Below are 22,833 nucleotides of genomic sequence, written 5' to 3' on the forward strand. Positions count from 1 at the left end.
ACAGCTATACGATCATTTCGCGGTAATGCTTTCGCCTTGACGCGGATTCAATCCGTTCTCCCATTGCACGCGAATGGATTTGCTGTTGAATAAATCTTTGCCGTCAGAAACCTGATAATGCAGATGAGGCTCGCTGGAATTACCAGAGTTGCCGCATACCCCAAGCAAATCCCCTTTCTTCACATGATCGCCAACCTTTACCTTGGCGGAGCCTTCCTTCAAATGGGCGAAATAGCTGAATTCTCCGTTGCCATGATCGAGGATGACGACGTTGCCAGCGGGCTGCTGCGCGTTCATCGCTCCGACAGGGACATTATCCTTGATATCATTGACGACATGCACGACGGTTCCTGCCTGCGGTGCGAGTATTTCTTGCCCGAATGCGAAATAGCTCTCGTTTTTCGCTGGATCACCTTTGTAGGATAATCCGTCTTTGACCTGAATCAGATCGTATGCATAGCGTTGACTTTCCACCTCGTAGTGATAGTTTGAAAGGACATTCTGACCTCCCCAGAACACATACCACTCACCTGTAAACGGGGCGCTATACGCCAGCTTTGTCATAGCATTGTCGGTGTCAGGGTAGCTTTGCAATGGCTTTAATAAAACGCCTGTAATGATCCCTTTTTCATCCGTCGTAAGGACGAGACCCCGTTTGGCGTCCTGATCCACCCAGGTATCATAATAGCTGCCGTTTACGTACGTGTGGGAATGGTGATTCCACGACTTCAACCCCTTGCTAAAAGCAGTATACCCTTCTACAAATTGTGCTTTTGAAACCTGCTGTTTGAATGACGAGCTTGTTTGCTCATACACATCCTCTATTTTTCCGTTATGGAGAGCTTGCACAAAAGATTCCGTTTTAACCGTCATCGACTTTGCACCTTCTTCTTTCTTTGTGGGGGATTCAGTAGTAGAGGGTATTGCGGTTGCTTCTGATTGCGTAGCACATCCTGTCAACAGAATTGCTCCTACACCGAGTGAAATCCAAACTTTTTTCATGTTGCCACTCCTATCTTGTTTTAAGCGTTAGCTCTATTATAGAAAGCCACTCTTATCGGACATGAAACGCTACCTTACAGGATGCTTAAATCGAACGTACGCAAAATTATGATTCCGTTAAGGTTGTTGTGGACGCGCGCTGACACTACGCATGATAAAATGGAGGATAACGCAAAAGCGCAAAAGGAGCGAAGTGATCGTGAAAGATGCAACTATCCTTCTCGTGGACGATGAGCAAGCCATTCTCCAATTGCTTGAGACCGTACTGCACAAAGAAGGATTCCACTCGATCGACAAGGTGAAAACGTCTGAGGAGGCGCTCTGTGCATGCGAACGAAAAAGCTATGACCTGATCGTCTTGGACGTAACGCTTCCGAACATGAGCGGCATAGAAGCATGTCCATTCATCCGCCGTCTGACTGATGCGCCGATTTTGTTCCTGAGTGCGAGAGATACCGATTTTGACAAGCTGACCGGATTTGCCGTTGGTGGGGATGATTACGTGACGAAGCCGTTTAATCCGATGGAAATCGTCGCACGTATCAAGGCATTGCTTCGCCGTACGCGCAAACTGAACCCAGTCGTACCGACAGCACCCGTTCAAGGGGTCTATGATTTTGGTCGTTTTCAAGTCTATGAAGCAGCAGGGGAGCTCTATGTGGAGGGGAAAGTCATTCCTTGTCCGTCCCTTGTTTTTCAACTGTTGCTATTTTTGTGTAAAAATCCGAATCGGATATATTCGAAAAGCGAGCTGTACGAGCGAGTATGGGGCGTGAATAGCTTACGTGATGACAACACCATCATGGTACATATCCACCGGATTCGGGAGCGCATCGAGCCCGATCCAGCGCAACCGGAGTTTTTGGTGAACGTCAGGGGACTCGGGTACAAAATGGTGAAAAAGGGCCTTCCTTATGAATATTAAGAGCAGAATCGCGCTCCATCTGATCATGTGGCTGGTGCTGGTTGGCCTCATCCTCTTTGTGTTAGCCGGGTTTACGTTATATTGGACGCTTGAAGAAATGACAAAGGTACAGTCCTCACGTGAATTTGAGAGTGTCGGCTTACAGCGGCTGATCCAGACCATTGAAGTAGAGGGAGAGGATGTACGTTTTGACCCGAAGCTGTTGGAGAAGGTGCGAGATAGCGGGGGGTGGCTTCAGCGGATTGATGAAAAGGGTTATGTCACCGACTCTTTCTTTACCCCGCCTGACGTACCCAGTTATTACGGTCCTGGTCAATTAACGGCTTATTGGCTCCGGAAAAGCCCGTTTCCGTATCGGTTATCGTTATGGATACAGGAAAAAGACGGCGTGGTACACACCTTGCTGTATGGGATGACGAACCGCGATGACGATTTCTTGCAGCAGATGATTAAGGAGGCTGATCTGAAAAATAACGAGATCATGCTTCCTCTAAGCATCCAAAACCAACTGAAGAGTAAAGAGGGCTGGGTACAGCTCCTGGACCCGAAGGGAGCAGAGCTGGCTTCATTCAATAAGCCTGCAAAAGCGATCAAAGATTTCTCTGTGGAAGAGCTGGCGCTACGCTCGATATACCCGGATCGCTACGGAGCAACAATCGTATCGCACTATGATCAAAAAAGCGGCCAAACCTGGGTACTCAGTTATCCGTTGCCAGGAACGACTCCTGGGGAAGAACCGCTATTGACACCGGAAAGTAAGGCCCTTTTCATCGGAATGGGCATGCTGCTCTTATCGGCGATGTTCGTCTTCGGGATTGTGTCCTACTTGTTCGGACAGCGATTTGGCGCACCGATTGTTCACGTATTACGGTGGCTGACCTTTCTGCGTGGAGGAAAGTACGAGGAGCCTGCCAATGCGGATGGTGTTCCACTCAGCCAAGACAAGCGAGGGAAGAGAAAGCGCAAATATCGTATCTACCAAGATGTGATTGACTCGATGGATTCCTTGTCACAAACGCTTTACCGCAACGAAAAGCTGCGCCAAGAAACGGAGCAATTGAGAAATGAGTGGATCGCAGGCGTTTCTCATGATCTAAAAACGCCGTTGTCCTCTGTCAAAGGATACGCGCATCTGTTAGGAAATGCTGAGTATACGTGGACGACAGAAGAGGTACATACTTTCGCGAAAATTATTTTGGACAAGTCAGCGTATATGGAAGACTTGATCAACGATTTGGCGCTGACGTATCGATTGAGGAACGGACAAGGAGCTCCTTCAGTAGAGCTCGTTGACCTGAATGGTTGCACGGCTGAAGCCATTACGGAAGCAGCCAAACATCCCTTGTACCCGGAAGGCTGCATCCGGTTTACCCCCTCTGCCGAGCCTGTTTACATGCTCATCTACAAGCCTTGGTTTCAGCGAATCGTGGATAATCTGGTTGCCAATGCCTTGATTCATAATAAAAGCGGTACAATTGTATCCATCAGCGTACAGGCTGTCGAGCCATCAACAGTTGTGCTCATTTTTAGCGACAATGGTAGTGGGATGGATGAAGAAACAGCAGATCGACTATTTGAGAGATATTATCGTGGCACAGACACCGAGTCCAGGACGGAAGGCTCTGGTCTTGGGATGGTCATTACTAAAGCATTAGTGGAAGCGTTTGGTGGTTCCCTCGAAGTGAAAACTGCTGTCGGGCAGGGGACGACGATTGCGATTACGTGGGAAGCGGAGCAACCGCCTCGGGCTTAAATAGGAAGAAAAGGCTGCGTTTTGCGAGGTCAGGGTTGACCAGCAAAGGCAGCCTTTTTCGTTTGCAAGATTATATGGTTACACCTTAAATTGCTGAATCGATTCATGCAGTTCGTCTGCCATTTTTGACAAGGAAGCAGCAGAAGACGAAATTTCCTCCATAGAGGCTAATTGTTGTTCAGCAGCAGCGGAAATGTTTTGTGTTCCGGAAGCCGTTGTCTCAGCAGTGGAGGCAATAGTTTCAATGGAATGGACAGCTTGCTCTGCTCCGGTCGTCATGTGATGAGTGGCTGTGGTCACTTGCTGAATTTGACGTGCTACTTCTGTCGTTCCAGACAAAATTTCCTGGAAGGCCTTGCTGGCTTCATGTACGACTTCGATTCCAGCCGAAACCTCAGATGTCGTCGTTTCCATCACGTATACGGCTTTGTTCGTATCGACTTGAATCGCGCTAATGAGATCTTTAATCTGCTGAGTAGATTTTGCTGATTGCTCGGCCAAGATACGTACTTCATTGGCAACGACAGCAAATCCACGTCCATGCTCTCCAGCACGGGCCGCTTCGATTGCAGCGTTTAGCGCCAACAGGTTCGTTTGTTCAGCAATCGAGGTGATGACCTCAACAATTTTACTGATTTCCGAAGAGCGGTGACCAAGCATTTTGATTGAATCTGCCAACTCAAGAACAGTCGTGCTGATGGAATTCATTTGAGCGATGGCACCGTCAATCGCTTGATTGCCACTTGAGACCAGCATGTTCGCTGTATCGACTGTCAGAGAGACTTGTTCGCTACTGGATGCAATTTGTTGCAGACGCGAAGACATGTCGTTGATCGTTTTGACCGTTCCATCGATCGTTTTGGATTGATCCTCTGCTCCGAGGGCGATCTCTTGCATCGTGACGGCAATTTGCTCGGTTGCCTTGCTCGTCTGTTCTGCACTCGCCGTCAGCTCCTCAGAGGTAGAAGCGACATGCAGAGAGCTGATGCGGACATGAGAAATGAGCTGGCGCAAATTCTCTGTCATATGGGTCACGTCATGTACCAATTGCCCAATTTCATCACGGTTTTTTATCACGATGTCTTTCCCTGATAGATCACCACCGGCAATTTCTTTCACGCGCTCAGCAACCAAGGAGATGGGCTTGGAAATGAACCCGGAGGCATACCATGAGACGACGAATCCGACGATCAAGGAGATTCCCAGCACGATCATCAAATCAGACAGCACTTCTTCGGCAGGGGCATTGAAGTCTTCCATGTAGCTGCTGGCGCTTACGATCCATCCCCAGTGAGGGTCTAGTTTGGAGTAGGCGATTTTTGGATAGAGAACATCTGGCTCCGTTGGCTTCAACCACTGATAGTATGTAAAGCCGCCACCTTCCTGACCACGCTTAATCATTTCTTGGGTAAAAAAGATACCGTCAGAATCTTTTGCATCCCACTGATTCTTCCCCTCAATCGAAGGAGAGGCCAGCATGACACCTTTCTCATCCAGAACGAACATGTATCCACTAGCACCAGTATCGATATTTTTGTTTATCGAGCGGGTTCCATCCGATTGCTTAGGCCCGAGGATGTGAATTTTTACTTGCTCTTGTGCATCTTCTTTGCTGATTTTGCCAGCTTCGACTTGTTTCTGGAGAACATCAATCATTTCAATCGTCAAGTTCACGTTGTTTTTTAAGATGCGACTGCCCATGTCGTCCAAGCTGTAGCTCGCAGAATAATAGCCCTGAATTCCAATGTTAAGGCAAGGAATCGCCATTAGCAGGAGACATAACAGGATGAGTTTGGTACGAAGAGAGCTTGAACGGGAGAACTTGGCTGTTTTCATAAAGAACACCTCGTTGGTCCATAGTATTTGATCTAGAAAAGAAAACACCAAGATGATTGCCCTAGACTTACGTCCTATATCGACAATATGAAAACGTTTTTATAGAGGAATTTCAAAAAATCCACAAAAAAATTATATAAGTAAATGTTGCTGCATGTATGAGCAGATTCGAAAGCAGTACAGACCAGCAGGAAATGGTATGATAGGAGGATAGAACGCTTACGGATGGAGGCTATCCAATGAAATTTATCGATAATCAAGGGATAACAGATCCACGGATCAATTTGGCCATTGAGGAATACGCCCTGAAGCATTTGACCAACAGTGACGACTACTTGCTGTTTTATATCAATGAACCTTCTATTATTATCGGAAAAAACCAAAACACAATTGAAGAGATCAATTCGACCTATGTAGAGGATAACAACATTCACGTCGTTCGCAGACTGTCTGGCGGTGGTGCTGTTTATCACGATCTGGGCAATCTCAACTTCAGCTTTATTACGAATGATGACGGCGAGTCCTTCCACAATTTCCGCAAATTCACGGCTCCTGTCGTACAAGCCTTGAAAACATTAGGGGTAGAAGCAGAGCTGACTGGACGAAATGACATACAGGTCGGGGAACGGAAAATTTCTGGCAATGCGCAGTACTCAACCAAAGGACGCATGTTCAGCCACGGCACGCTGCTTTTTGATTCGGAGATGGAAAACGTCGTGTCTGCGCTGAAGGTAAATGCAGAGAAGATCCAGTCCAAAGGGATCAAATCCATTCGCAGCCGTGTCGCCAACATTTCGGAGTTTTTGGTGAATAAGATGACCATTGAAGAGTTCCGGCTGGCGATACTTCGTTCGATTTTTGGAGAAGGAGAAATCGAAGAATACAAGCTGACTGACGAGGATTGGGAGAAAATTCACGAGCTTTCCCGTTCCCGTTACCAGACTTGGGAGTGGAACTACGGCAAGTCACCGAAAAGCAATTACCGTCAATCCAAGCGTTTCGATATCGGCACCGTGGAGATTCAGCTTGATATTGAGAAAGGCAAAATGAAAGAAGTGAAAATATACGGGGATTTCTTCGGTGTACGTGATGTAGCAGAGCTGGAAGCAGTGCTGCGAGATACGCCGTATGATCGTTCCTCTATCAGTGAGCGACTGGCCGATATCAATCTTCAGGAGTTTTTCGGGAAGCTGGATCAAGCGTCTTTTGTCGATCTATTACTCGTTTAAAAAGTATATCAAAAACCTAACTTTTGTTAGGTTTTTTTCATTTCCTCCTCTGATAGCATTAGTTTGCATGATTTTGTCATACAAAAGAAAAAGAGGGGGTATTTACATATGAGCAAAAAGCAGCCAAAGGCCAAAATCATTCTAACGGCTGTTGTTTCCACCGGTTTTTTGCTTTCTTTTGTCGGCAATGCCTATGCAGCCGTTTCTTATCCGATTAAAGAAAGGCAGACAATCGGCATAGCCAGTCCGTCAGTAGCAGAAGACCAAACAGATGAGGAAGTTCGAGAGGCATCAGAGGAAGTAGGAGAAGACGAGAACCAGTCAGGGGAGTCCTTGCTAGAGTCAGAGGAGCATACAGCGACCAACGGCGTCATTGCCTATCGATTGGAGACAGCTCCAGACAAGGCACCTGTTGCAAAGGATTTCCGTTTGACGGCCGCTATAGATGATCGAGAGCCCACTCGAATCAAAATCAAAAACTTTGTCTGGCTAGAGGAAGAACAGCTTGTATTGCTCAGTTTTTCACCGATTCGTGCAGCGAAAAAAGAACAGACGGTTTCCCTACGCTTGCAGTATGACGGCGAAGAAGAGGAATTAGAACCATTCGTAATCGCCGAAAGAGGGACGAAAGCAGAGCGGATCGAGCTGGTAGCAGTCGCAGAGGATGCCCGGCTATCTACCAAAGATCATACGGATAAGTCGCTAACGCTGATCGCCGTTGCATTTGATGAAAATGACCGCATCGTTACTGGACGGGAGCTGTTCTGGAGCTCTAGCAATAGACGAATTGCCTTCGTCAACTTTGAGGGCAAGGTAACAGCCAAGAAAGAAGGCCTGGTAGAAATTACGGCAAAAATGGACGAGGCGGAGGCCGTCTTTGAGATAGCTGTAGATGGAGCCGAATTGCCTGATTTGCCCGCGCTTTCTGTCAGCGAGGCGGTGATAGAAGAGGCAGGAGCAAATGATGGCAGCATCACGGCAAAACAAACGCTTAAGCTGTCTAACGGCAAGTTCCTTGGTGAACTGTCTGCCGATGATATCGAGGTACATAATCTGCCTGACGGGCTAGATATTGAGAGCAAACAAGAGAGTGACGACGAGCTCACCATTTTGTTTACAGGACAGGCCAGGAAGCATACAGGCGCGGACAATGTAAAAGAGGTCAGCTTCACGATCGACAAGCGACATATCAAGCGCGCACAGGAAGATGTCACGAGTGACAGTTTTTCCATTCGTTTCAAAGACCCCGTCATTGTGATTCCGTCCCCAATCGATCCCCCGCCGATCCCGGCTCTGCTAAAAGCGAAGAGAGCAGTCGAAGAGCTGTTTACGGATGGGAAAAAAGAAGAACTGCGCCCAGGCACGACACAGAAACAGATCGATGATGCGAAGAAGCTGGTCGAGGGGCTGGACAATCGTGTATCGGAAAAGCCGGGTCTGCTCGCCGATATTGAGAAGGCACAGGAGCAGTATGACGACTTGTTGCTAATCGAAGCAAAAAAAGCCGTTCGTGATCTGTTCACCGATGAAAACCAGACAGGGCTAAAACCAGGAGTGATACAGAGCACGATCGATGCAGCGAAGGAAAAGGTAGAAAAGCTGAAAGACGGCTCGGAGACAAAAGTATTGCTGTTAGCGGATATCCAAAAGGCGCAAACGTTATTGGACAACGGGAAAGATTTGCTGAAAGAAGCAAAGCAAGCAGTAGAAGGGCTATATACAAATAATGATATGGTTGAACTGAGGCCCAAGGTTACTCAGGAAATGATCGACGCGGCCTTTGCCAAGGTCGAGCTTCTGAGTGAGGGCCCAGAAAAAACACACTGGATGTCCTACATAGCAAAAGCACAATTGTTGTTCAACAACCCACGAATAGATCGCTTGCCTGATGCCGAGATCGAGCTGCCGATTGCTCCGACCCAGTCTCGTCAAGTTACGATTGCCGACAAGTGGGAGCCAGCAATGGACAAGAGGGCATTGAGCGAATATCTTGAGGTATCTGTAAAAAATCAGCCCCTCTCGTATCGTTATGACAACCAGTTGGACCGTTTTGTGATCAATGAAAAGGAATACATCACCGTCGAGGTCGACGAGTCAATGCTAGAAATGACCCATGGAGATTATGGAGTGACGATCAAGGCAAAGCCAACGGTAATAGAAGATGACAACTCTTATGCAGTGTTTAAGCTGTATCGGGGTGAAAATTTGTTGGATACAGAGGAGATCAGTGTCGGATTTGACGCTACCCCCCCACAATTGTCTCCAGATGTCACCTGCGAGGGAACAACCTATACCTTGTCGGCGTCAGAACCACTTCGAAATGACCCGAACCCCAATTTGAGAATGTTATTCTCACCTTCCGGGAATTTTGACGACAAGAGAGAGGTAACGGCGTATGCCAAATTCCAGGTGTCAGGAAACACCATTCGCGTAATGTTCCAGGATACGTTCTACACCACGTACGGGTCTCTCATCACGGAACAGAGCAAGGTTTCCTTTGACCCAGGCTTCTTGAGGGATAAGGCCGGAAATCTTATACAAGGTACAGCAACAGCACCTGTAAAACCCAAGCAATGAGTAAGCCAAAGTCCATCGAGGAGGTACGAACATTGCAACTAGAGGAACTGACTGCTAGCACTGCACGGGCGTATAAATCGTTAGTGCACCCCAAACACCTGGAGTGGCTGGACCAGATCAACGGCTCATCTGTTTGGGGATTCGGGGCTTCTAACAATAATCAGCCTGCGGGCATTGTGTTGGGGCGATCCGCTGTAAGCGAAGGACAGGCCAAGATCATCGAGCTAGTGGTAGCAGAGGGGCATCAACGGCGGGGAATGGGCATGAAGCTGCTGTGGCACGCTGAGCAAAAAATGAGAGAGCAAGGCAGTTGCGATGGACAGTTCGCTGGGTTCATCAAAGCACAAGATTTTTCATGGCTCTCCAAAATTGCGATCAGGGAAGGCTGGCAGTTGCCAAAGGTAAAAACCTATATGTACACACTCGGCTCGATGCGGTTGGGTGAATGCCATTGGATGGAGAGGCTGGCACTCCCCGAAGGTTATACCCTCTTTCCCTGGAAAGACCTGACACCAGCAGAGAGACTGGACATTGAACAGGGAGAAGGGCAATGGTACACGCCGCTGTTGTCTCCGTTTTTTGAAGAAGGAAAATTCGATCCTGATTACAGTACAGGCTTGCGCTATCAGGGGAAAGTCATTGGCTGGGTGATCGTACAGCGAATGGCTGGTAATATGCTTTTGTACAAAACGATGTTCGTACAGGAGAAGTATCAGCAGCAGGCAAGAGGAATTGCGCTGTTGATGAAAACCATTGCACAGGCTCAGCCAACGTTTCCCTTTGGCATTTGCTTTATCGAGCATGACAACGAGCCCATGCTGCGGTTTATGGAAAGAAGATTGGGTCCGACGATTTTGCACCGCAAGCTCTGGATTGAAACGACAAAGGTGCTGGCACTGCAATATGCAGATCACCTGTGCTAAATGGATGGAAAGCTTCCTGTATTTGCAGGAAGCTTTCCATTTTACCTCGTATTATTTTTGCGAATTCTGGTCCTTGCCCTCATTTTCTACCGAAAAGTGGAACAGACTTTCTTGAAGCTGCTCAGCGGTATTACTGAGAGACTCAGCTGCTTGCGCAATCTCTTTCATCGCTGTCAGCTGTGATGTTACTGATTGTTTTACCTCCCGCGTATGTTCGGAAGCGGAGCGACTGATCGCAACGATCTCGTTCATGGAAGCAGCCACTTCCTCCGTTCCCGCCGAGATTTCTTCCGTAGATGCAGAAACCTCTTCGGTCTGTCCAGTAATCTCAACGATATTTCGGTAGATGCCCCCAACCATTTCTCCTGCTTGCTCGATCAGATGCACGCCTTGCTCCACTTCTTCTACGCCTGATAAAAGAGTTGCAGCAGCTTTGTCGGTCATGGACTGAATATCATGTATCATGCTGGTGATATCCCCAAGGGAGTTCGTTGTTTGTTCCGCCAACTTTTTCACCTCGCTCGCCACGACAGAGAAACCTCTGCCGTGTTCGCCCGCGCGAGCCGCTTCAATCGAGGCGTTTAATGAAAGTAATTGCGTTTGCATGGCTATCTCATTGATGACTGCCACAATGGTTCCGATTTGCTTGGTCATTTGTTCCAGCTTGTCCATGTCTTCTGAGGATTGACCTACTGTTTTGCGAATACCGTGCATATGGGTGACAACCTGCTGCAACAAAAGATTCCCTTGTTCTGCGATTACCTGTGAGTCCTGGGTTAAGGCGGAGACCTCAGTTGCAGATGTAGCTACTCGTTGGACCCCTTCCGCCATTTCGTTCATCGCGAGCGCCGTCTGCTGCGCCCCTTCATGCTGAGATTCTGTCCCTCGCATGATACTGCTCATCGCCGCATCGATTCGGTTGCCCATCTGTGCGGCTTCTGCCGAGACTGCCGTCAATTGCTGTGAAGAGCCTGCAAGAATCGCAACTGTGTCATGCGCCTGCTGAATCGTAGTGCGGAACGAATCGATCATCGTATTCAGACTATCCGCAGCGACCCCCAGCTCGTCCCGGGAAGAATCACGCCAATTCACAGTCAAATCGCCCGTGGACAATACCTGAAGGACTGTAGTCAAGCCTAACAAACGCTTGAGAAGACGGCGAGTCAAGATATAGACCACAAGCACAAGTCCGCTGCCTGATAAAACCATCCCCACCAGTAGGATCGTGTTGTATTGCTCCAGTTCTGCCAGCGCTTCTTTTACGGTAATGGTTGCCCCAACGGACCACCCGGTTATAGGGATGGGAGAGTAGGCAACATATTTTTTTACACCATCGATGTCGGCTTCCTCAATCCCGCTTTCGCCCTTAATCATTTTGGTGGCGATACGGGCACGATCCCCTTCCTGCTCTGTAAACTTGGCTTTCATCACCAATTCAGTCTGCGGATGATACAGGACCGTACTGTCGTCGGACAGCAGGAAGTTGTATCCCGACTCTCCCAGCTTATAGACGTTCATGATTTCCGGCAGCTTGTCCAGCAGCAGGTCAATTGCAACAAATCCAAGGACTTTTCCTCCGTCTTTAACAGGCAGAATGGCACTGATAACCAGCTTGCCAGTCATCGCATCCACATAAGGATTGGAAAACCATACATCGTCCTTTGCTCCAGCCTCTTCATGCCATGGGCGTGTTTGGATATCCCAATCCGGTTTGGAAAGTGTCTTCCCGTTCCCCAACAAAAAGTTCCCTCGTTCATGGGCAATCCATACCAACGACAGCAGCGGGTTTGTGCCAGCTATCGCATCAAGAGAAGCCATCACATCCTGATAACGCGTATCCGTCTGAACGGTATCCCTGTCTAGGTCGGAACCAAGCAGCTTGAGAAACTGTTGATTGGTCGCCATTTGCCGTACCAGAACCGCTTTTTCCTCTAACAGAGCATCTACATCTGCGACAATACTTTCGCTGTTCTTCTGGAGACTTTTTTCAACATTGCTCACAATTAACGCGCGTGTGTCTGAATAAATCCAGTAGCCCAACAAAGAAAAGGTAATGAGGATGACGCATGTCAGCGATAAAATCATTTTGAATGAGATAGTGTTACGCCATGCCATAAAATTCCTCCATTGTCTGCATCTCTGCGTTAATATGTTAGATAGTTAATGGATACCCTGAATTCGTTTATGTCGAAACATGGCGAATTTAACCAATTTTCCTACCAAATAAAAAAATGGATAGAGATCCAGGGTTAGCTGAATTTCTATCCATAAATTTTGTGGGACGCAAGACAGTAGTTAATTCACCTTTGTAGTTCTTTCTTACATGGACGGAACTTTTCTTCCGCTCGGTTGTTGCTTTGTGACGGAACGGTATTGTAGTTGCTTTCTTTGGAAGTGGTTGTTCCCGATCAGGGCCAGAATCACGAGCAAGGTGCCACACAATTCGTAACGGCTAATCTCATAACCTTGTAACGCCATCATGGCAAAGGTCGTGATCGGAACCAGGTTGATAAACAAAATGCCGTTGAGCGGAGTGAGTAGCTTGATGCCTGCATTCCAGCTCAAAAGAGCTACAAAACCGGGTAAAAGAACCATGAACGCCATTTCGTACTTGATGGACATCACCGTTTCGACGGTAGGAACCGGAAGCCATTGAAAGATTGAAGCAGTCGTGACAATCACGAAATTCAATCCTGTTCCTAAGAGACACGTCAACGTGGAGTAGCGAAGTGTAGACCACGTGCTAAAACGCCCGCCGCCGATCGAGTAGACGACCCAACCCACGACACCAATGAAAATGAAGAACAACGGAATCAAATGCTCACTTGCTGTAGTAAAGAAGGTAAGATTGCCATTGGTAATAACAAGGACAGCGCCGACCAAAGCTATCAGAATCGTCGCCAAAGTATAGTACGGTGGCAGCTTTCTAGTAGTAATGGACAAAAGTACAATCGAGATCATCGGCATGAGCACTTCCATAATGGACGCTGCAATCGTGCCGGGCTCTCCCATCAAATCCTGCCCGAGAAATACTCCCATATTGTAGACGGTAAACGCCATTGTTCCAAAAAATAGCAGAGACTTCCCGCGCCCCTCAAGACGAAAAGCAGACAAGCCTTCTTTTGCCCAGAGCAAACCGCACAAAATGATCGTTACGAAAAAATAGCGAAGAAATGAGAAGTAAAATGGATCGATCTCTTGCAGAGCAATGTGCGCAACTGGAAACATCGCCCCCCATGACATACTGGCCACCATGCAGAAAATAGACCCCAAAAGTAGTTGCTTGTTCATTATGCGATTTCTCCCTTTCATTCTGAAGCTGACAAAGTTGACTTACCACATCATACTGGATGGAAATATGTTAGTATAATGATTGATAATAACTTTATGTATCATTTTCAGTGATAGGTGAAAGGAGGGGGAGAAACGTGGAGATCAACGATTTGAAAATATTCCAGATGGTCGCCACTTTAGGCAGCGTGAGCAAGACCGCCGCCGAGCTGAGTTATGTTCAGTCGAATGTGACGGCGCGGATCAAGCTACTGGAAAAAGAGCTGGGGACACCTTTGTTTTATCGCAACAAGCGAGGCATGACCTTAAATACAGAAGGGAAGCGCCTGCTCGAATATTCGCGAGAGATCATCGCCAAATTCGAAGAAATGCAAAAGTACTTTCATCGGGCTTCCGAGCCGTCCGGTGTGCTGGAGGTTGGGATGGTCGAGACGATCAATGCCCTTCCGAGGTTGCTATCCTCGTATTGCAGCCAGTATCCGCATGTGGATATCTCTCTCAAGGCAGGTGTGACAGAGAATTTGCTGCAAAAAGTACTGGATCTAGCGCTGGATGGAGCGTTCGTGAGTGGCCCGATTAACCATCCTTTGATCGAGCAAGAGCAAGTGTTTCAAGAGGAGCTGGTGCTGGTAACGAAAAACAGTTCCTTCACTGCCAGTGATATCACAGGGAAAGCTCTTTTGCTCTACAAGAAGGGTTGCGGGTATAGAGAGCGGTTAGAGACCTGGATGAAGGTAGAGGGCTTGATTCCGAAAAAAGTGATGGAATTCGGAACGTTTGAGACAATCATCGGGGGCGTAGCAGCGGGGATCGGCATTACCATTTTGCCGAAATCGGCAGTACACCATTTGGTCGAGAGCGGAACGGTTCATATTCATCGCATCCCGGAGCCTTATCATGAGGTGACAACCGTCTTTATTCGCCGAAAAGATTCATTTGTAACGAACACGATGCAAGCGTTTCTGAACGAAATTCGTTTGCAGAAAACGAAAACGTAAGTGCTATAATTTCCTCTTCCATATGTCAGAAAAATATGGTAAATTTTATTTCAGAACAAACGTTCTGTGTTTGGCTGTGCAGAAAAAGGAGGGAGCGGCTCAATTGATGGACAGATATACCGAAATTGACGAAGTGATCGCTTATATACATCGACATTTAGATGAGCCGTTGCCACTTTCCCGGCTGGCGAATCATGTTGCGTATAGCCAGTATCATTTTGCACGGATTTTTAAAGAAAGAATCGGTCTCCCGCCGCTTTATTACGTATCGACCATGCGACTCCAAAGGGCAAAGGATTTACTGCTACGCACGAACATGAGTGTTCGCGACATTGGTCTAGAAATTGGCCAGCAGAGTCTGGGGACGTTCTCTACCCGTTTTACGGAGCGTGTCGGGGTATCGCCTAGCGAATTTCGAGAAACGGCCCAGGTAGCGGAAGACCGTCTCCGTTCCTTGCAGCAGTTGACTGAGTGGACTCGGTTACATCCAGCCCCCGAGCGACCGATGACCATTGCAGGGACAATCGAGTCTACAGAGCCTTTTCAAGGCGTCATTTTGATTGGTTTGTTTGCCAAGCCGATCCCAGAAGGTCTTCCTTTATACGGCACATTGCTGCCCTCGCTAGGGAATTTTTGTTTTACCAATGTCAAACCGGGCACGTATTACTTGATGGCGACATCTGTTGCCTGGGGCATGCAGGCAATGGATTTTCTCCTGCCGTACGAGACATTGCGCACACGTTCCAAGAAACCAATCATTGTCACACCAACTACGATCGTCCCTCATCAGCAAGTTACTCTTCATGTGCCTCATCCGGACGACCCTCCCATCTTGATTTCTCTTTCTTTGCTCATGAACAGATTCATTCAGAGGCTCCCTCAATAAGAACAAGTCCCTTGTTTCAAAATGGCGGTCTTACGAATCAACGGACTGCCTTTTCGTCATGGGCTGGTTAGAATGGAGCTTCTTGGGAAAGCCTACTATCACAATAGTCGAACTTTTTTCCTCGAGCAGGATATTGGGCGAAAAAGCGAAATGATAACTAGGCGCGAATATCTTGCGCAAAAGAAAGGAAAGCAGGGAACGAGCATGTCAAAGCCTTACAAAAAAGTTTTTTGGGCAGCCGGTTTTGGTTGGATGTTCGATGCCATGGATGTTGCACTTTTATCTTTTATTATGGTGGCATTACGACAGGAATGGGGTTTGACAGGGGAAGAGGCCGGGCTCTTAGGGACGGGCAATCTCGTCGGTATGGCGATTGGAGCGATTGTAGGTGGCTATTTGGCTGACCGAATTGGCCGCAAGCCAGTGTTTTTGCTGACCTTGATCTTGTTTGGCTTGGCGAGCTTTGCGAGCGCTTTCGCAACTGGTTTTGCGACCATGCTGCTGTTCCGCTTCCTGATGGGACTCGGTTTGGGTGCCGAGCTGCCGGTAGCCTCGACGCTCGTAAACGAGTTTGCGCCACCGGAGAAGCGAGGAAGTACGGTTGTGCTGTTGGAGAGCTTTTGGGCGGTCGGTTGGATCGCGGCAGCTGTCATATCGTATTTCATCATTCCGGACTATGGCTGGCGTGTGGCTGTCATGATCGGGGCGTTGCCCGTCGTGTATGCCTTGTTTGCCCGGCGAAGCATTCCTGAATCTCCGCAGTTTCAAAAGCAGGCCGAGAACATTCCGATTGCCACGCTGTTGACGTCCCATCGGACAGAGACGATTACGCTGTGGGTCGTCTGGTTTGCGATTGCTTTTTCGTACTATGGCATGTTTTTATGGATGCCATCTATTTTGGTCGACAAAGGTTTTACGATGATCAAAAGCTTCCAGTACGTACTGATCATGACGTTGGCCCAACTGCCAGGCTATTTCGCGGCAGCCTATCTCGTGGAAAAATGGGGACGGAAATGGACGCTGGCTACCTTCTTGTTCATGACCGGAGTCATGGCCTTTGCTTTTGGACAAAGCAGTGGCACGACAGAGCTGTTGGTGACGGGAGCTTTCTTGTCCTTCTTCAATCTGGGGGCCTGGGGTGCTTTGTACGCGTACACGCCGGAAAATTATCCGACACCGCTGCGCGCTACCGGTTCTGGGATGGCATCCGGTGTCGGAAGAATTGGCAGTATTATCGCACCGTATCTCGTCGGTTACTACTCGTCGCATCATTACAGCTACACGTTCATTTTTAGTGTTTTTACCGCGGTGCTGATCGTGGGAACAATCGTCCTGCTCATGTGCGGACGAGAAACGAAAGTCCTTGCTAATTCTGGACCTCGTACTGGCCAAGTATAGCACGCGCCTGCTCTATGACCTCCCGTTTCAGTTCTTGTGGCTCCAACACTTGGATGTGTGAGCCGAAGCTGAGCACTAGCGAGCATGCTGATGCAAGTGTATGAAATTCAACCTCTGCTTCCATCCAGTCGTCTGTTGCGGCTTGGGTGGAGGCTATTTTTATATAACGCTCCTGTTTTACAGCAGGCAACGTCTCTTTTTTGACTAGCAACCGCGCAGGATAACGTGGGAGGCTGGATTTGAAGTCTAAGGTGGATTGTTCCCAATAGGAAGCGAGATCGAAATCGCTTGGGCGGATGAAGCTATCATCTAGCGGCTGCGCATCCAATAGTCGTGAAATCCGGTACGTCCGCATGTCCTCGTCCACTTTGGCGACCAAATACCAGATGCTGCGCTTGGCGACGAGTCCGAGCGGGCAGACAATGCGCTCTACGGCCACATCCTCGCGCATGTAACGAATGAACAGCTTGCGGGAAAGCCATACGGCATCTTGAATCATCGATAAGAAAGGAAACGTCTCCGTTGATTCATGCCAGCCAGCCCCATCGATATGAAGGAGCTGGCGTACGTGGATGGCATCCTGCTGAACGGTTTTTGGCAGGGCAGACAACAGCTTGAGAAAAGCAGCTTCATAGTTTTCATGTAGTCCGAGATCATTCAACAAGGCAGCAGGGGAGGCTACGAGCAGGGATTGCAGCTCATCTATTTTCATTCCGGTCAAATTACTGCGATACCCTTCTGCCAACGTCCAGCCGCCATCTGCACCGCGCAGCGCATAGACGGGAACGCCTGACGCACTCAAAGCTTCCATATCACGATGAACGGTTCGCTCGGACACCTCCAGCCTTTCTGCTAATTGCTTGGAAGTCATGCGACCGTGGTTTTGCAAGAGCAACAAAATCGTAAGGAGTCGATCTGCCCGCATAAAAAGCCCTCCTAGAAGTAAAAACAACATTACTTTGATTGTATCGTAACGAATATGACAGCAGTTGTCATATTTCCTTCGTTATTCTTGATGTATGAATCGATAAAGGAGGCATTACGAATGAAACCATTACAAGTCAAAGTAGCGGTGGTAGCAGGCGGCACAAGAGGAGCAGGACGGGGGATTGCAGTCAGTCTGGGAGAAGCAGGGGCAACGGTATATGTGACGGGACGCACGGTACGTGGTCAGCACTCTGATATGGCACGACAGGAGACGATTGAAGAGACAGCAGAGCTCGTGACGGCAAGCGGCGGAATCGGGATCGCTGTGCGCGTCGATCATACGCAGGAAGAAGAAGTAAAAGCGTTCTTTGAGCGAGTAAAAGCGGAGCAAAATGGACAGCTCGATCTATTGGTCAATGACATCTGGGGTGGAGATCCATTGACTCACTGGGGGACGCCGTTCTGGGAGCAGCCATTGGCAGACGGTCTATTGATGCAAGAGCGCGCCATTCGTACGCATATGATCACCAGTCACTATGCGGTTCCGCTCATGGTGGCACAGAAAAAAGGGTTGATCATCGAAATTACGGACGGAGTCGACTATCGGTACCGCGGCAATCTGTACTACAGCTTGGCAAAAATCTCGACGATTCATCTAGCTGCTTCGATGGCAGAGGACTTGCGCCCACACGGGGTTACCGCGTTGGCTTTAACGCCGGGCTTCCTACGCTCGGAAGCGATGCTCGATCATTTTGGCGTGACAGAAGAGACGTGGAGAGAGGCAGTGAAGCAAGAAAAGCACTTTATCATGTCGGAAACGCCAGCGTACATCGGTCGAGCAGTAGTTGCGCTGGCTACAGACCCGGCTGTTGCAGAAAAAACGGGGAAAACGGTCAGTACATGGGGCTTATCGGACGAGTATCCTTTTACGGATAAAGACGGTAGCCGCCCGCATTGGGGAAATTACGCCGAGGAACAAGGGCTTTACCGCTAGTTGCAAGGAACATACAAAACGGCTCTCCGGATTCGTTCGAAGGAGCCGTTTTTTCTCTTTATACGCCTTTGGAATAGAGCCATTCTAAACAACCTTGGCTACGCCAACGGCTGCGTATTCTTCTTTTTCACAAACCAGCTTTTCACGTTGCCATTCAAAATCAGATGGGTGACCACTCCCGCAATCAAGCCCCAGAAAGCAGCGCCGATCCCGCCAATGGAAATACCGGAAATCGTGACGAGAAACGTAACCAAGGCGCATTCCCGTTCCTTTGCTTCGCTCATCGCCTGTGCGAGGCTGGAACTGAGCGAGGCAAACAGAGCCAAGCCCGCAATGACGGCAATCAATTCTTTGGGCAAGGCAGCGAATACCGAAGCCATCGTAGCGCCAAACATCCCGAAGATTAAGTAGAAGCCCCCACAGGCAATCCCGGCAATGTAGCGCTTAGTATGATCCTGATGTGCTTCTTTTCCCGTGCAAATCGCAGCTGTAATCGCCGCCAGATTGATTCCCGGTGAACCAAAAGGAGCGAGCAATAGCGAAGCGATGCCAGTAGTCGTTACGAGAGGTCCAGCAGGTGTATCGTACCCGTCTGCTTTTAAGACGCTAATTCCCGGGGCGTTCTGCGAGGCAAGTGCGACGATGCACAATGGAATCCCCAAGCCGATGATCGCATCGAGAGAAAACGTCGGCATCGTAAAGATGGGCTGGACGAGGGACATCTGGACATTGTCCATTTGCAAACGCCCCAAAAGAAAGGCGACAACCAAGCCAACCAAAAGCGTAAGCACGACAGCATACCGTGGAGACCAGCGTTTGGCGAACAGGTAGCAAAAGATCATCGGAAGAGCCAATGCAGGCAGGTGCTGCATGGAAACAAAGACGTCTACGCCAAAAGACAGGAGAATCCCCGCAAGCATGGCGGTCGTAATCGACTGCGGCACGTATTTCATCAAGACGGAAAACAAACCGGAAACACCGACGAGCGTAATGACCACGGCCGAAAAAATATACGCGCCAATCGCGTCGGGAAAGGAGTATACCGTCAAGCTGGTGACTAACAGAACTGCCCCTGGCGTCGACCATGCTGTAATGATCGGGGTGCGAAACCAGATGCTGAGCACAATGCACGTCAAGCCGCTCCCAATCGAGATGGCCCAAATCCAAGAGGCGAGGACAGCATCGCTGAGTCCTGCACCTTTGGCAGCTTGAAAGACGATCAGCAATGGTCCTGCATAGGAGACCATCGTGGCGATGAGTCCAACAATAACGGCAGATAGAGAGAAGTCAGCAGGGATTTCTTTTAGGTTCGAAAAAGGTTTTTCAGGTACCACGACGTGAATGCCTCCTAGATGCGCCAATGCAGACGTTATGCTTTTTCGTTCAAAATGTAGCGAATCGTCCGTTTGGTGATGTTTAATTTTTTGCTTAAAAGCTGTCTGTTTCCATTCGTTTCGGTCAAGCCCTTTTCGATAATCGTTCGCCCGATCTCGCCTTCGAGCTGTTTAATCCGCTTGATCAAATAATCGAAGTCGATCCCGTCTACAGAGGTGACAAGGCGGCTAATTGTATCGACAAAGCGCTCGCATTCGTGATCGATAACTTGTTCTATCCGTTTGGGGACAGTGGGCGGATGCACCTGTACCGTGCGGCTCCGCAAATTCGCTGGCAAATGCTCGGCACGCAGTCGTTCGCATTCGTGCAACGCGATGGTTTGATTCAGTACGTTGATCAGTTGGCGGACATTGCCCGGCCAATCATAGCGCTGCAAGAACTCGATGGCATCCTGATCGATTTGGCACGGGCCTCCACTGCGCTTTTGCAAGTAGTAGTGCGCGATTGTCGGGATATCCTGAATCCGTTCTCGGAGAGGAGGAATCGACAGCTTGATCCCTTCCAGACGATACAACAGGTCACTGCGGAAACGATTCATCCCGACTTCATGTTCCAGATCGCGGTTGGTAGCAGAAATAAAGCGAATATTGCTCTGACCGATCTGCTCGCCACCGACGCGCATGAACTCTCCCGTCTCTAGCGTACGCAAGAGCTTCACTTGGATGGAAGGAGGAGCCTCCCCGATCTCGTCAAGAAACAGCGTTCCGTTATGTGCCAGCTCGAACAAGCCTTTGCGGGATTTGAGCGCTCCAGTAAAAGCGCCCTTCTCATAGCCGAACAGTTCACTTTCCAGCAAGGATTCCGGCACTGCCCCGCAGTTAAAAGCGACAAAAGGCTGCTGGGCGCGATTGCTTGCTCCGTGGAGAAAACGGGCCATCAGCTCCTTGCCGGTACCCGTTTCGCCTTCAATAAGCACATGGATCGCCTTTTTTGCTAATTTTTTGGCAATTGCGATTACATTGGCCATCGGACTGTCAGATGAATACACGATACCATATTGGGCGGCTTCTTGGGATAGGTGATCGCTGTGTTTGCTGGAAGAAGAGAGGACCGCGTCGATGACCTGCTCCAGACTGTCCAGATCGTCGAACGGCTTCTCCAAGTAATCGCGCGCGCCCCATTGCATCGCTGTCACAGCCGATTTAATCGTACTGAAGCCCGTCATGATCAAGACTTCGCAGGCGGGAAATACTGCCTTGATCTGTTTGAGCAGCGTCAATCCGTCTGCATCGGGCAGCTTCAGGTCCACGAGTGCAGCGTGAAAGCCGGTAGAATCCGAATGAAGCAGTCGTTCCACATCCTTTCCAGAATTGGCGACGACGATATCGCAGTCTTTTTTCTTGAGGAAATAGGTGAAAAAGGTAGTCACCTCTGTTTCATCATCCACGATCAAAATCCGTTTTTTCTCCATCGTTGTCCTCCTCGTCAGCTAACAGTGGCAAAAGCATCGTGAACTTGCTGTACTCTCCCTCCACGCTTTCAGCAAACAGCTTCCCGCCGTGCGCTTCTGCAATTCCAAGACTGACGGAAAGCCCGAGACCAGTCCCTTTTGTCCGTTCCTTCGTCGAGAAGAAAGGCTGAAAAATCTGCGAAAGCTGTTCTGCACAAATGCCTGTGCCGTTATCGTAGACGGATAAGCCTACGTAAGAGCCGTCCTCCTCTTGTACGAGGAAGGAACGGATGACGATGTGTGGAGATTCCCTGCCTGCCACAGCGTCCCGTGCATTTAACAGGAGATTGATCACAATTTGCTCGATCTGATGACGACTTCCATGAAACAGCAGAGGAGGCTCAGACATTTCCCGGGTTATGGTCAAGCCGGAAACAGACAGCTGGTAGCCAATCAGTCCTAGAACGTCCTCTACGACCACGTCAATAGAGGTAGTAGAAAACAAGTACTCTTCCTGCCGCGAGAAGGTGAGCAGGTTTTGAATGATCTTTTTGCAGCGTACCCCGCATTGATAGATGTCTTTCATCAAGGGAGCCTCTGGTGCATCTGTCATCTCGCGCATGAGCAATTGAGAGTTTCCGAGGATGGCCGTGAGCGGACTGTTCAGCTCATGGGCAATGCCGGCAGCCATCTCTCCAATCGCAGCCATTTTTGCAGATTGAATCAGTTGGGCTTCGATTTTGATTTTTTCATTCACGTCTTGAAAAAGCAGGCTGTTTTCTACGACGACACCGACATGGCTGGCGACGAGCTGAATCAATTCGGCTTCGTCCCGATCGACTGGCTGCTTTGTTTGGCGTAAGAGTGTCAGAAAACCAAAAGTCTGATTCAACTGACTGCGCAATGGAACCGAGGTGGCGTGATGCTCAGGCAGTACTTCGGCAAGGGTAAGATGAACCTGCCCGGTGAGCACAGGGGCTTCCACTGGAACGGTCTGTGTCATCGTATGGCATTGCCAATCCCCGTCATTCCACTTGGCGAGATAGGAGGAGAGCGTGCCTCCCTTCACGATGGTTAGGGCGAAATGCTCGAATACGAGAATTTGCGAGAGCTGTGCGGCGATATAACTGGTTGTTTGTTGCCAGGTGGCGTTGATCTGAATTTGTGTCAGCTGGTTAATAACGGCGAGCTGCTTGTTTTTCTTTTTCATCTCCTCGATAAGATAGACGAGTTCACTGTAATAGCTTTTTCGCGAGGATTGAATCCCGGTCAATTTTTCCAAAATCTCTTGTTTGGTATGCATGACGAA

17 protein-coding genes are annotated in these 22,833 nt (G+C 48.9%); 9 read left to right on the top strand and 8 right to left on the bottom strand.

Annotated elements, in window-relative coordinates:
- Nucleotides 1-12: 12 nt before the first annotated feature.
- Nucleotides 13-1,002 (bottom strand): M23 family metallopeptidase, encoded by a 990-nt coding sequence (locus HPY28_RS24385; protein WP_174231587.1) that lies wholly within the window; start codon nt 1,000-1,002, stop codon nt 13-15.
- A gap of 199 nt (nt 1,003-1,201) precedes the next feature.
- Between HPY28_RS24385 and HPY28_RS24390 the strand changes: the two genes are divergently transcribed.
- Complete coding sequence (locus HPY28_RS24390) at nt 1,202-1,927, top strand: response regulator transcription factor (protein WP_017251248.1); 726 nt, start codon at nt 1,202-1,204, stop codon at nt 1,925-1,927.
- The gene (locus tag HPY28_RS24395) at nt 1,917-3,680 is read left to right on the top strand and encodes a sensor histidine kinase (protein WP_174231588.1); all 1,764 of its coding nucleotides are present in this window, start codon (nt 1,917-1,919) and stop codon (nt 3,678-3,680) included. Before HPY28_RS24390 ends, HPY28_RS24395 begins: the two co-directional genes overlap by 11 nt.
- A 78-nt stretch (nt 3,681-3,758) precedes the next feature.
- Here the strand turns inward: HPY28_RS24395 and HPY28_RS24400 are convergent, their stop codons facing one another.
- The gene (locus HPY28_RS24400) at nt 3,759-5,516 is read right to left on the bottom strand and encodes a methyl-accepting chemotaxis protein (RefSeq protein WP_174231589.1); all 1,758 of its coding nucleotides are present in this window, start codon (nt 5,514-5,516) and stop codon (nt 3,759-3,761) included.
- A 239-nt stretch (nt 5,517-5,755) separates the two neighbouring features.
- Here HPY28_RS24400 and lplA point away from each other — a divergent pair, with 239 nt between their 5' ends.
- The 3 genes from lplA (at nt 5,756) to HPY28_RS24415 (ending at nt 10,245) form a co-directional block, all read left to right on the top strand.
- Nucleotides 5,756-6,745, top strand: coding sequence for a lipoate--protein ligase (gene lplA / locus HPY28_RS24405; protein WP_174231590.1), 990 nt, complete (start codon nt 5,756-5,758; stop codon nt 6,743-6,745).
- Between the two features lie 108 nt (nt 6,746-6,853).
- Nucleotides 6,854-9,322: a toxin Cry1Ac domain D-VI-related protein gene (locus HPY28_RS24410; RefSeq protein WP_174231591.1), complete on the top strand. Its 2,469-nt coding sequence runs from the start codon at nt 6,854-6,856 to the stop codon at nt 9,320-9,322.
- A 32-nt stretch (nt 9,323-9,354) separates the two neighbouring features.
- Entirely contained in the window at nt 9,355-10,245 is an 891-nt protein-coding gene (locus HPY28_RS24415; protein ID WP_174231592.1) for a GNAT family N-acetyltransferase, read from the top strand.
- 51 nt (nt 10,246-10,296) lie between these two features.
- Here the strand turns inward: HPY28_RS24415 and HPY28_RS24420 are convergent, their stop codons facing one another.
- A complete protein-coding gene (locus HPY28_RS24420; protein ID WP_174231593.1) occupies nt 10,297-12,360 on the bottom strand; it encodes a methyl-accepting chemotaxis protein in 2,064 nt (687 codons plus the stop codon).
- A gap of 204 nt (nt 12,361-12,564) precedes the next feature.
- Nucleotides 12,565-13,536 carry a DMT family transporter gene (locus HPY28_RS24425; RefSeq protein WP_174231594.1) on the bottom strand — a complete coding sequence of 324 codons (972 nt, stop codon included), beginning with the start codon at nt 13,534-13,536 and terminating at the stop codon, nt 12,565-12,567.
- 137 nt (nt 13,537-13,673) lie between these two features.
- Between HPY28_RS24425 and HPY28_RS24430 the strand changes: the two genes are divergently transcribed.
- From HPY28_RS24430 to HPY28_RS24440, 3 genes are all read left to right on the top strand, one after another.
- Nucleotides 13,674-14,534, top strand: coding sequence for a LysR family transcriptional regulator (locus tag HPY28_RS24430; protein WP_017251241.1), 861 nt, complete (start codon nt 13,674-13,676; stop codon nt 14,532-14,534).
- A gap of 106 nt (nt 14,535-14,640) precedes the next feature.
- Nucleotides 14,641-15,420 (top strand): helix-turn-helix domain-containing protein, encoded by a 780-nt coding sequence (locus HPY28_RS24435; RefSeq protein ID WP_017251240.1) that lies wholly within the window; start codon nt 14,641-14,643, stop codon nt 15,418-15,420.
- Nucleotides 15,421-15,624: 204 nt separating this feature from the next.
- Nucleotides 15,625-16,818 carry an MFS transporter gene (locus HPY28_RS24440; RefSeq protein ID WP_173623009.1) on the top strand — a complete coding sequence of 398 codons (1,194 nt, stop codon included), beginning with the start codon at nt 15,625-15,627 and terminating at the stop codon, nt 16,816-16,818.
- Here HPY28_RS24440 and HPY28_RS24445 read toward each other — a convergent pair.
- Nucleotides 16,787-17,743, bottom strand: a complete 957-nt coding sequence (locus tag HPY28_RS24445) for a helix-turn-helix transcriptional regulator (RefSeq protein WP_174225517.1) — start codon at nt 17,741-17,743, stop codon at nt 16,787-16,789. The genes HPY28_RS24440 and HPY28_RS24445 overlap by 32 nt on opposite strands.
- Before the next feature lie 120 nt (nt 17,744-17,863).
- Between HPY28_RS24445 and HPY28_RS24450 the strand changes: the two genes are divergently transcribed.
- Nucleotides 17,864-18,739, top strand: coding sequence for an SDR family oxidoreductase (locus HPY28_RS24450; RefSeq protein ID WP_174231595.1), 876 nt, complete (start codon nt 17,864-17,866; stop codon nt 18,737-18,739).
- Between the two features lie 98 nt (nt 18,740-18,837).
- Here the strand turns inward: HPY28_RS24450 and HPY28_RS24455 are convergent, their stop codons facing one another.
- From HPY28_RS24455 to HPY28_RS24465, 3 genes are read right to left on the bottom strand one after another with little or no spacing between them, the layout of a single operon-like run.
- Nucleotides 18,838-20,073, bottom strand: coding sequence for a benzoate/H(+) symporter BenE family transporter (locus HPY28_RS24455; protein WP_174231596.1), 1,236 nt, complete (start codon nt 20,071-20,073; stop codon nt 18,838-18,840).
- Nucleotides 20,074-20,108: 35 nt separating this feature from the next.
- Nucleotides 20,109-21,545 carry a sigma-54-dependent transcriptional regulator gene (locus tag HPY28_RS24460; protein ID WP_174231597.1) on the bottom strand — a complete coding sequence of 479 codons (1,437 nt, stop codon included), beginning with the start codon at nt 21,543-21,545 and terminating at the stop codon, nt 20,109-20,111.
- Nucleotides 21,514-22,827, bottom strand: a complete 1,314-nt coding sequence (locus tag HPY28_RS24465) for an ATP-binding protein (RefSeq protein ID WP_017251234.1) — start codon at nt 22,825-22,827, stop codon at nt 21,514-21,516. Before HPY28_RS24465 ends, HPY28_RS24460 begins: the two co-directional genes overlap by 32 nt.
- Between the last annotated feature and the right edge of the window lie 6 nt (nt 22,828-22,833).

The sequence above is a fragment of the Brevibacillus sp. HB1.2 genome, assembly GCF_013332495.1.
Taxonomy (GTDB): Bacteria; Bacillota; Bacilli; order Brevibacillales; family Brevibacillaceae; genus Brevibacillus; species Brevibacillus porteri.